The 10712-nt window shown below is 68.3% G+C and carries 11 protein-coding genes; 7 read left to right on the top strand and 4 right to left on the bottom strand.

Annotated elements, in window-relative coordinates; translation table 11 throughout:
• The 5 genes from KBY71_RS06760 to KBY71_RS06740 form a co-directional block, all read left to right on the top strand.
• The coding region (locus tag KBY71_RS06760; protein WP_254928175.1) for a chlorophyll a/b-binding protein at positions 1-221 on the top strand (221 nt) is incomplete at its 5' end.
• 28 nt (positions 222-249) lie between these two features.
• Positions 250-792 (top strand): M23 family metallopeptidase, encoded by a 543-nt coding sequence (locus tag KBY71_RS06755; RefSeq protein WP_254928174.1) that lies wholly within the window; start codon positions 250-252, stop codon positions 790-792.
• A 143-nt stretch (positions 793-935) separates the two neighbouring features.
• Positions 936-2708 carry a biosynthetic-type acetolactate synthase large subunit gene (gene ilvB / locus KBY71_RS06750; RefSeq protein WP_396095085.1) on the top strand — a complete coding sequence of 591 codons (1773 nt, stop codon included), beginning with the start codon at positions 936-938 and terminating at the stop codon, positions 2706-2708.
• A gap of 26 nt (positions 2709-2734) precedes the next feature.
• Positions 2735-3073 (top strand): nuclease, encoded by a 339-nt coding sequence (locus KBY71_RS06745; protein ID WP_254928173.1) that lies wholly within the window; start codon positions 2735-2737, stop codon positions 3071-3073.
• Between the two features lie 22 nt (positions 3074-3095).
• Positions 3096-3302, top strand: a complete 207-nt coding sequence (locus KBY71_RS06740; protein ID WP_254928172.1) for a GIVxVP protein — start codon at positions 3096-3098, stop codon at positions 3300-3302.
• A gap of 85 nt (positions 3303-3387) precedes the next feature.
• Here the strand turns inward: KBY71_RS06740 and KBY71_RS06735 are convergent, their stop codons facing one another.
• Positions 3388-3828 carry a hypothetical protein gene (locus KBY71_RS06735; protein ID WP_254928171.1) on the bottom strand — a complete coding sequence of 147 codons (441 nt, stop codon included), beginning with the start codon at positions 3826-3828 and terminating at the stop codon, positions 3388-3390.
• Between the two features lie 147 nt (positions 3829-3975).
• Here KBY71_RS06735 and ppsA point away from each other — a divergent pair, with 147 nt between their 5' ends.
• On the top strand, positions 3976-6393 hold the full coding sequence (gene ppsA, locus KBY71_RS06730; protein WP_254928170.1) for a phosphoenolpyruvate synthase: 2418 nt from the start codon (positions 3976-3978) through the stop codon (positions 6391-6393).
• Between the two features lie 18 nt (positions 6394-6411).
• Here ppsA and KBY71_RS06725 read toward each other — a convergent pair whose 3' ends face one another.
• Positions 6412-7476 carry a metallophosphoesterase gene (locus tag KBY71_RS06725; protein WP_254928169.1) on the bottom strand — a complete coding sequence of 355 codons (1065 nt, stop codon included), beginning with the start codon at positions 7474-7476 and terminating at the stop codon, positions 6412-6414.
• Between the two features lie 256 nt (positions 7477-7732).
• Between KBY71_RS06725 and KBY71_RS06720 the strand changes: the two genes are divergently transcribed.
• Positions 7733-9436 (top strand): FAD-dependent oxidoreductase, encoded by a 1704-nt coding sequence (locus tag KBY71_RS06720; RefSeq protein ID WP_254928181.1) that lies wholly within the window; start codon positions 7733-7735, stop codon positions 9434-9436.
• On the opposite strand, the gene KBY71_RS06715 is transcribed toward KBY71_RS06720, so the two are convergent.
• Positions 9375-9737 carry an AbrB family transcriptional regulator gene (locus tag KBY71_RS06715; protein WP_190388398.1) on the bottom strand — a complete coding sequence of 121 codons (363 nt, stop codon included), beginning with the start codon at positions 9735-9737 and terminating at the stop codon, positions 9375-9377. The two genes, KBY71_RS06720 and KBY71_RS06715, sit on opposite strands and share 62 nt — an antisense overlap.
• A gap of 145 nt (positions 9738-9882) precedes the next feature.
• Positions 9883-10698, bottom strand: a complete 816-nt coding sequence (gene pgeF / locus KBY71_RS06710; RefSeq protein WP_254928168.1) for a peptidoglycan editing factor PgeF — start codon at positions 10696-10698, stop codon at positions 9883-9885.
• Positions 10699-10712 lie beyond the last annotated feature (14 nt).

Genomic DNA, 10712 nt, shown 5'->3' with positions numbered 1-10712 from the left:
CCGACCTCGTGCAACACGCCCTGGAGGGCCCGGAGGTCAACCTGGATCAGGCGGCCGAGTTGCCCACCAAGGTGAAGCTCTATCCCCAGGACAAGTGGGCCTGGGGCTGGAACAACAGCTCCGAGGTTTGGAACGGTCGCTTGGCGATGGTGGGTTTTTCCGCTTTCCTGCTGGAGCTGATCAGCGGACGGGGACCGCTTCATGCGCTGGGCCTGCTTTAAGAGCTGGGGGCTGGTCGCACTGGCGGCCTTGCCGCTGTCCAGTTCCGCCGCCCTCGCCCAGAGCCGTTGGCAGATGGGCGTTTTTCCGGTCACCACCTTTCAGGCCTACACCAGTCACTTCGGCACCCGCACCGGGCCCTGGGGCCGGGTTGAGCCCCACTACGGTCTTGATATCGCCGCCCCCATGGGCTCGCCCATCCGGAACTGGTGGGCCGGGGTGGTGCAGGACGTGATCCATGACGGCGCCTGCGGCGTCGGCCTGGTGATCCGCTCCGGCAACTACGAGCACATCTATTGCCACCTCTCGGGCTCTGCCGCCGGTGGGATCTACAGCAGTGGCCCGGTACTGCTGCGCCAGGGCCAGCGCCTGCGGACTGGCCAACTGATCGGCCATGTGGGCATGAGCGGCCGCACGACCGGGCCCCATCTGCACTGGGGCATGCGCCATGACGGCCGCTGGCTGGATCCGGCCCAGATTCTGCGCGCCATGGCCGCCGGCCGGCGCCAACAAGCGGCCCGTGGCGCCGCGCCAAAAGCCCCACCGGCACCTAGGGTTGCCGTAGTCCGTTAACCAGCCAAGGTGATTGGCCTGTCTCAGCCGTGACGCTGACGCCCCTCACACCTGCGGCCCTGTCCGCTCCGGCCACCGCGAGTGGTGGCAGTTCTGCCGCTGACGGCACCGCACCCCAGCGGGTGAACGGTGGGTACGCCCTGATGGACGCGCTCCATCGCCATGGGGTGAAGCACATTTTTGGCTATCCCGGCGGGGCGATCCTGCCCATCTACGACGAGCTGCACAAGGCCGAGTCCCGGGGCTGGCTCAAGCACATCCTGGTGCGCCATGAGCAGGGCGGCACCCATGCGGCCGATGCCTACGCCCGGGCCACCGGCGAGGTGGGTGTGTGCTTCGGCACCTCAGGCCCCGGCGCCACCAACCTGGTGACGGGCATCGCCACGGCCCAGATGGATTCGGTGCCGATGGTGGTGATCACCGGTCAGGTGCCCCGGGCGTCGATCGGCACCGACGCCTTCCAGGAAACCGACATTTTCGGCATCACCCTGCCGATCGTGAAGCACTCCTGGGTGGTGCGCGATCCCCGCGACATCGGTCGGATCGTCGCCGAAGCCTTCCTGATTGCCGCCAGTGGGCGGCCTGGTCCGGTGTTGATCGACGTCCCCAAGGACGTGGGCCTGGAGGAATTCGACTACACCCCGGTGGCCCCCGGCACGGCCATTCCCGCCGGCTTCAAGCTGCCGGTCAGCCCGGATCCCGCTGCGGTGGCCGCCGCCCTGGCCCTGATCCGGCAGGCGCGGCGTCCGCTCCTCTACGTGGGCGGGGGCGCCATCAGCAGCGGCGCCCACGAGGCGGTCAAGCAGCTGGCGGAGCGGTTCCGGCTGCCCGTCACCACCACCTTGATGGGCAAAGGGGCCTTCGACGAGAAACACCCCCAGTCGGTGGGGATGCTCGGCATGCACGGCACCGCCTATGCCAATTTCGCCGTCACCGAATGCGATCTGTTGATCGCCACCGGTGCCCGCTTCGACGATCGGGTCACGGGCCGGCTGGATGGCTTCGCCCCCCGGGCCCAGGTGATCCACATCGATATCGATGCGGCTGAGATGGGCAAGACCCGCCTGCCGGACGTGGCGCTCGTGGCCGATGTGCAGGCTGCTCTGGCGGCCCTTCTGGCCGCGTCAGCCCAGGACAGCTCGGAGGGCCGCACCGAGGCCTGGTTGCAGCGCATCGAGACCTGGAAGCAGCACTATCCCCTCGTGGTGCCCGCACCGGAAGGCGACATCGCCCCTCAGGAGGTGGTGGTCGCCCTGCGGGAGCTGGCTCCGGACGCCTTTTACACCACCGATGTGGGGCAACACCAGATGTGGGCGGCCCAGTTCCTCCACAATGGCCCCCGCCGCTGGATCAGCTCGGCCGGCCTGGGCACCATGGGCTTCGGCATGCCCGCCGCCATGGGCGTGCAGACCGCCTTCCCTGGGGAGCAAGTGATCTGCGTCGCCGGCGACGCCAGCATCCTGATGAACATCCAGGAGCTCGGCACCCTCAGCCAGTACAACCTGCCCGTGAAGGTGGTGGTGCTCAACAACGGCTGGCAGGGCATGGTGCGCCAATGGCAGGAGAGCTTCTACGGCGAGCGCTACTCCGCCTCGGAGATGACCGGTGGCATGCCTGATTTCGCCGCCCTGGCCGAGGCGTTTGGGGTTCGGGGGGTGTGCATCGAGGAGCGATCCACCCTGCGCCAGCAGCTTCAGGAGGCCCTCGACCATCCCGGGCCCGCCTTCATTGATGTGAAGGTGCGCCGCAATGAAAACTGCTATCCGATGGTGCCGCCGGGAGCCAGCAATGCCCAGATGGTGGGCCTGCCCAGCCATCCGGAACTGGCCATCGACACCAGTCGCCATTGCCACGCCTGCGGCAGCACCACCGAAAGTGCCCATCTGTTCTGCCCCAGCTGTGGCGCCAAGCTTTGAGGTGGTTCGCCGGCTTCCTGGCCTTGATGTTGTTGTGGCCCGGCGTCGCCGCTGCCGCTGAAGTGCTGCAGGTGCGTGGGGCCACCCTGCTGCAGCTGGGCGATCAGAACCGCAGCTACACCGTTGAACTGGCCTGTATTGCGGTGCCTGAGGCGCAGCAGGATCGGGCCCTGGCCTGGTTGCGTCAGGCCGTGCCCCGACACAGCCGGGTCAACCTGCGTCCCATGGGCCAGGACCAGGGGGTGCTGCTGGCGCGTGTTCAGAAGATCGGCTCGGCTGACGACCTGGGCGCCGGCCTGATTGCTGCTGGCCTGGCCGAAACTGATCCCATAGCCCCCGGCGACTGTGCCAGGGTCGGCGCTTGATCCCCCTGTTTCCTGCGAGCCTGTGAGCCTGAACCGCACTGCCAAGGGCATCGTGCTGGTGCCCTCCCTATTGCTGGGGGGAGCCTTTCTGGCGGCGGGAGTCTGGAGTGACGGCCCCGCGGCCAGCAACAAGGGATTGGCGCTGACCCTCGGGGGCGTGCTGATGGCCGCGGGTCTGCTCGCCCAGCTGCTCCCCGAGAGTGCTCCTGAGAGCTCGGATCAGGACTGAAACCGATTGGCTTGGGCCGATTTGGATTGAGCCGTAACTCCCGATCGATCGCAGGGGCGGCTGATCGCGTGACTGCTCGAGCCGGTTACTTCTTCTGCTGTTGTTTGGCCTGGGCGGTGAACTGGGCGATCACCTCGTCGACAAATTTCTTGTCGTCGGCCGTGATTTTGGGATAGCAGCCCTGCTTCACCCGGCCGACAATCTGCACGATCGTGCCGTTGACGATCTGGGAGGCCTCCAGCTTTCCGGCTCCGGCGATCTGACCGCCGTGGGCTGCGGTCACCACGTAGGTGATGGCCTTGGCATTGGAGATGACGGCGTTCTGGACCGGCACCTTCTGCTCCACCGCCAGCTCACAGACGTTGACGGCGGCGGCCAGGGCCATGTCGTTCATCGTCTCGACGGAGGCGGGCTTGGCCGCCGCTGCAGCCGCGGCTCCGGACTGGGCCAGGGCTGGTGCACCCAGCAGCAGGGCTGTCGTGCCAACGGCGGAGGCTGCGATCCAGGCCAGGGGAGAACGGGACACGGAAATCGTTGGACGACGAACGGGCACGCCCCACTGTGGCACCCGATTCCGGTCCGCGATAGGGGGTGAGGGGCCGGCTGGGCGGGCTTCACAGTTGCCCCAACGGCGCCCAACGGCGCCAGAGTCGGGGTTGGCTGCCTTGGTCAGATGCTCTCTGCCGAAACCCTGGTGGTGCCCTTCGCTGCGGTGGGCATCGAGGCGATCGCTGATGTGGGGGGAAAGAACGCCTCCCTGGGCGAGATGATCCGCGAGCTCGGCGATCAGGGGGTGCGGGTGCCGGGCGGCTTCGCCACCACCGCCGCCGCCTACCGCCACCTGCTGCGCAGCAATGGCTTGATCGGTCCTCTCCAGGAGCTGCTGGGGGCCCTGGATGCGAACGATCTCGCGGCCCTACAGCATGCCGGCAAGGCTGCCCGCCATCTGCTGCTGGAGGCGGCCCTCCCCGCCGACCTCACCGATGCGATCCTGGAGGCCTATCGGCAGCTGGCTGCCCCTGACGGCACGTTGCCGGCGGTGGCCGTGCGCTCCAGCGCCACCGCCGAAGACCTCCCCGACGCCAGCTTTGCCGGCCAGCAGGAAACCTTCCTGCACATTGAGGGGGAGGAGGCCCTGCTGGCGGCCTGCCGGCGCTGTTACGCCTCGCTGTTCACCGACCGGGCGATCTCCTACCGCCAGCTGAACGGTTTCGATCACCTGGAGGTGGCCCTCTCGATCGGGGTGCAGCGCATGGTGCGCTCGGATCGGGCCTGCGCCGGCGTGATGTTCAGCATCGACACCGAAACCGGGTTCCGGGATGCGGTGCTGCTCACCGCCGCCTATGGCCTGGGCGAGAACGTGGTGCAGGGCGCCGTTAACCCCGATGAGGTGCTGATCTTCAAGCCCACCTTGGAGCAGGGCTTCGCGCCGATCCTCAGCAAGCGGCTGGGCAGCAAGGCGATCCGGATGGTGGTTGGCCCGGCGCAACGGGGAGATGGGGCGCCCGTACACAACGAGCCGGTGCCCCAGGCCGAGCGCGAGCGCTTTGCCCTCAGCGACGACGACTGCCTCATCCTGGCGCGCTGGGCCTGTCGGATTGAGCGCCACTACAGCGCCCGGCGCGGCACCCCCACGCCGATGGACATCGAGTGGGCGAAGGACGGCCTCACCGGAGAGCTGTTCATCCTCCAGGCCCGCCCTGAAACCGTGCAGTCGCGGCAGCAACAGGCGGTGCTGCGCAGCTGGCACCTGGCGCCCCACCAGGCCGACCTGCTGGTGAGCGGCCGCGCCATCGGCGCCTCCGTGAGCAGCGGCGTGGCCCGGGTGATCCGCCATCCCTCCGAAATCGAGCGCTTCGAGAGCGGCGATCTGCTGATCACCGAGCGCACCGATCCCGACTGGGAGCCGATCCTCAAGCGGGCCAGCGGCGTGGTGACTGACCAGGGGGGGCGGACCTGCCACGCGGCGATCATTGCCCGGGAGATGGGCATCACCGCCATCGTCGGCACCGGGGAGGCCACCCGCCGCATCCACGACGGCGATGCCATCACGATCAGCTGCTGCGAGGGCGATGTGGGCCGGGTCTACCGGGGCACGTTGCCGTTTTCGGTGACGGAGCAGGCCATCGGCGACCTGCCCGCCACCCGCACCCGGATCCTGATGAACGTGGGCAATCCGGAGGAGGCCTTCAACCTGGCCGCCATCCCCTGCGACGGGGTGGGCCTGGCCCGGCTGGAGTTCATCATCGCCAACCACATCAAGGTGCATCCGATGGCCCTGCTCCAGCCGGAGCGGGTGGCCGATGCGGGACAACGCCAGGAGATCCACCGGCTCACGGCGGGCCATCCCAGCCCGGCGGAGTACTACGTGGATCTGTTGGCCCAGGGCATGGCCCGCATCGCGGCGGCCTTCTACCCCAGGCCGGTGATCCTGCGCTTCTCCGATTTCAAGAGCAACGAATATGCCCGCCTCCTCGGCGGTGGCGCCTTCGAACCCAGCGAGGAAAATCCGATGATCGGCTGGCGGGGGGCGTCGCGTTACTACGCCGCCGCTTTCCGCGAGGCCTTTGCCCTGGAATGCCAGGCCTTCCGGCGGGTGCGCGACCACATGGGTCTCACCAACGTGATCCCGATGGTGCCCTTCTGCCGCACCCCGGAGGAGGGGGACCGGGTGCTGGCGGAAATGGCCCGCTCGGGCCTGGTGCGGGGCGAGAACGGCTTGGAGGTGTATGTGATGTGCGAGCTGCCCAGCAATGTGGTGGGGGCCGAGGCGTTTGCCGAGCGTTTCGATGGCTTTTCGATCGGCTCCAACGACCTCACCCAGCTCACCCTGGGCCTGGATCGGGATTCCGCGTTGGTGGCCGACCTGTTCGACGAGCGCCATCCCACCGTGAAGGCCATGATCCGGCTTGCGATCCAGACGGCCCACCGCTGCGGCCGCAAGATCGGCATCTGCGGCCAGGCCCCCAGCGACTATCCCGATTTCGCCCGCTTTCTGGTGGAGGAGGGCATCGATTCGATCAGCCTCAACCCCGATGCCCTGATCGCCACCCGCCTGGAGGTGGCCCGGATCGAAGCCAGCCTGGGCTGAGCGCCTCCCTGGCTTCGCCTATCCGATCCGGCGCAGCAGCGGGCCCTGGCTGGGGCGGATCTGGGCTGGCAGCTGCTGACTCCGGATGGGCTCCAGGGTGGCCATGTTGTAGGTGGTGTACACCGTGCGGCCCGCCGAGCTGCCATCGGTGGCCCCTTCGCCCTGGGGCCAGAAGGCGTCGATCAGGGTGAGGGTCTGCACCGGTGGTGTGCTGTCCTGCAGGCGCCGGCGTGGGCCGCTGCCCAGGGCACCGAGGTTCAACAGATCCAGCTGGCCCACCCGACCGGGGAAGTAGGCGTGGTGGTGTCCACTGATGTAGGCGTGGGCCCCGGTGCGTTCCAGCAGCTGGCGCAGGGCTTCGCTCTGCTGCAGCACGTCGCCGGGGCGGTCGCGGCCCTGGCCCACCGCCAGCAGGGGCAGGTGGCCCAGCACCAGCCGGAGCCGGGCCGAGCGGGCCTGCGGACTGCGCAGTTGTTGCTCTGCCCAGGCCACCTGCTCGGCGGGCACCGTGGCGGAGGAGGCGTCCCACACCAGCAGGAACAGGTCGTGCTGGCGCACGCTGTAGGCGAAGGGGAACCGGCTGGCATCCACGAACTTCAGGCCGAGGGCGTCCTGCTGCCCGCGCCAGTAACGCTCCGCCTCCTGGCGGTCGAGTTCGAAGGTGTAGCGGCCGCCGGAGCGGGCCGACGAGGCGTCGTGGTTGCCCATGGTGATGGCCACGGGCAGCCCGGCCCGCTCCAGGGGCGCGAGCAGTTGGCGGTGGAAGGAGGCCCACATCGCACTCAGGTGCACGCGGCTGAGGCCCAGCTTCTGGCCGGCCACCATGTCGCCGCCGCAGAGCACCAGGTCGGGTTTCCAGCTGGGGATCAGCTCCACGGCCCGCAGCACCTCCGGCAGGTAGCTGGTGGAGCCATAGCTGCTGTTGAGATCGCTGATGGCCACCAGACGCAGGTCGCCGCGGCGGGGCAGCTTGATTCCGGAGGCGCGGGATGGCCCTGGGGTGAGGGCCCAGGCTCCCAGCGCCAGGCCGGCCAGGCTGAGAAAGCTCCGGCGGCTGAGGGTGACTCCGAACCTCGGATCCATGGCAGGGGGGAGGGGCGCGGGCGAGGCCGCCTAACGGGCCAGTTTCCACAGCAGGGTGCCATGGGCCGTGGCCCGCAGCACACACATCACCGCCAGGGCAACGCAGAGGGGGCAGTGGGTGATCCCCATCGAACCGGCAGCGCAGCAACATCCACCCTGGCAGTCTCCGGCGATTTCCGGTTGGCTGACCCAGCGACTGCTGGAATAACGCCATGAAGTGGACCCATCGCCGGAAGGGCTCCGGCAGGAGTTGGCTGTGCTGCGGCTGAGCGAACTGAAGCTGCCCCTCGACCACAGCGAGGCCGACCTGGAGGCCGCGGTGTGCCGGCGGCTACGGCTGGAGCCCCACCAGCTGCAGGGCCTGCGGCTGGTCAAACGCAGCGTCGACGCCCGCAAGCCCCAGGCGATTGCGCTGGTTTACAGCCTGGATCTCGAGCTGGCCCTGGATGCCCGAGCTGAGGCACGCCTGCTCAAGCGCTTCGCCGGCGATCCCCATCTGCGGCCCAGCCCCGACACCACCTACCAACCGGTGGCGTCCGCCACGGGCTGTTCCCCGCGTCCGGTGGTGGTGGGGGCTGGTCCCTGTGGCTACTTTGCCGCCCTGCTCCTGGCCCAGATGGGGTTCCGCCCCCTGCTGCTGGAGCGCGGCAAGGCCATCCGAGAGCGCACCGCCGACACCTTCGGCTTCTGGAAGGGCACCCGGGTTTTTGATCCCGAATCCAATGCCCAGTTCGGCGAGGGCGGTGCCGGCACCTTCTCCGACGGCAAGCTCTACAGCCAGGTGAGCGAAGCCAAGCCCTACGTGCGCAAGGTGCTGGAGGAGTTGGTGGCGGCTGGGGCCAATCCCGAGATCCTCACCCTGCACCATCCCCATATCGGCACCTACAAGTTGGCCACGGTGGTGCGCGGCCTGCGCCAGCGCATTGAGGCCCTGGGCGGGGAGGTGCGGTTCGGCGCCCGGGTGGAGGGCTTGGAGCTGGCGGAGGAAGACCGCTCCGTGCAGGGCCTGTGGCTGGCTGGGGGGGAGAGGATCGCCGCCCGTCAGGTGGTGCTGGCCCTGGGCCACAGCGCCCGCGACAGCTTCGCCATGCTCAAGGCCAGCGGTGTGGCGATGCAGCCCAAGCCCTTTGCGGTGGGTCTGCGCATCGAACACCCCCAGAGCCTGATTGACCGGGCCCGCTGGGGAGAGGCCGCGGGCCATCCCCGGCTGGGGCCGGCCGAGTACAAGTTGGTGCACCACTGCAAAGACCCGGCCACCGCGGGGCGCAGCGTCTACAGCTTCTGCATGTGTCCGGGGGGGCTGGTGGTGGGCGCCACCTCCGAGGAGGGACACGTGGTGACCAATGGCATGAGTCAGCACACCCGCAATGAGCGCAACGCCAACAGCGGCATCGTCGTGACCGTGGAACTGGCAGATCTGCTGCCCTACGGCGAGGGACCGGAAGATCCGCTGGCCGGCGTGGCCTTCCAGCGCCATTGGGAAGCGCGGGCCTTTGTCGCTGGCGGATCCAGTTATCGGGCGCCGGCCCAACGGGTGGGGGATTTTCTGGCCCACCGGCCCAGCCTGACGGCGGCCCAGGGCGTGGAGCCCTCCTACCAGCCAGGGGTGCAGTTCGGGGCCCTGGACGATTGCTTGCCGGAGTTTGTGCTGACGGCAATGCGCGAAGCGCTGCCGGCCTTTGCGCGCCGCATCCCCGGTTTTCTGATGCACGACGCGTTGCTCACGGGCGTGGAAACCCGCACCTCATCGCCCGTGCGCCTGCCCAGAGATGGCACAACCATGGAGTGCTGCAACACCCCAGGGTTGTATCCGGCCGGGGAGGGGGCCGGTTATGCCGGAGGGATCCTGTCGGCGGCGATCGATGGCATCAAGGTCGCCGAGCAGGTGGCCCTGGCGATCACTCCTCCTCGTCTTCAGCCCCCAGGGGCACCAGACGGATCTGCTTGCGACCCAGCTTGATTTCAAATTCATCGCCGGGCTTGAGGTCGAGCATGGCGGTGTAGGCCTTGCCCACCATCAGGTTGCCGTTGAATTGCACCTTGGTGTTGAAGCTGAGCTTGCGGCCGCCTTTGCCCGTTTTAGCCGTGCTGCCGAAATCCACGCCTTTGGCGTTGAGCAGGGCCTCATAGAAGGCCGTGAAATTGAGCCGCTCTGAGCCGTCTTTTTTGTGTGAGACATAGCCGCAAGCTCTCACGAGATCGGACTTGCTCACATCCCCGAGTTCCTTGACCTTCGCGAGGAGGTCAGCGCCAGTGAGCATGGATGACATTTATGCAACATCCGCATTATTGCGCAGTGCAGGGTCCCGCTGCAAGCAAGGGGGCGGGAATTCGATGCGATGACGGATCGCATTGCAGCAAGTTCGTGTCCCTAGGCCGTATCAAGGCCAAGGGACAGCCCAGTCCTCAAGCCTGGGACACGATGCCGCTCCATTGCACGGCCTTCACCTGATCACGTCGCCAAGAGTGAAAAAGCAGCGACTCCTCGGCGGTGCAGAGCGGGCAGGTCGCGATGCGATCCGTCCCGAGCCCCAGGAGCTCCAGCTGGCGCCTGGCCGCGGCACGGATGTCCAGGCGGTCCCGATCGGGATCCGGATCATCCTGGAGTGCCCCACAGAGGCGTAGGTCCTCCAGCAGGGCGGGCAGGTGGCCTGGATCGGCGCTGGGCGCCAGGGAGCACGCCACCTCCTCGCTCACGGGACGCTCCACTTGGTAGCGGGATCCACCGATGGCTGGGCCCAGGGCCACGAGCAGGTCGGCCCGGCGACTGCCGCTGGCTTCCAGTTGCTGAACGGCGGCGCCCAGAATGCCGCCGGCCACCCCGCGCCAGCCCGCATGGCAGGCCGCGACGCGGCCGCTCACCGGATCGGCGACCAGCACCGGGGTGCAGTCGGCGCCGCAGGCCCAGAGGCTCTGCCCCCCCCCATCGCTCACGAGGCCATCCGCTTCTGGCCAGGGCTCGGCCGTGGCCTGGCTGGCTGGCAGCACCCGGGCGCTGTGCACCTGGCGCAGGCGGTGGACGCTGATCCCTGCGCTCACGTAGCCCGCCAACACGTCCGGTCCCCGCCCCTGCCATTGGCGGGTGAAAAACCCATGTTCAAACGCCTGCAGCAGATCGCATTGCAGGTAGTAGCCGCCGTAGGTGCCCACCCAGGTCCAGCCAGGCAGGCTGTTGAAGTCCCGGTCGGGCCGGTCAAAGGGCGGATCGAGCGCTTCGGCCATGGGTCGGGATGGGG

It is taken from the genome of Cyanobium sp. T1B-Tous, assembly GCF_024345475.1.
Taxonomy (GTDB): Bacteria; Cyanobacteriota; Cyanobacteriia; order PCC-6307; family Cyanobiaceae; genus Cyanobium_A.
The sequence above is the reverse complement of the archived record's forward strand: the minus strand, read 5'-3'. Positions and strand labels throughout refer to the sequence as shown.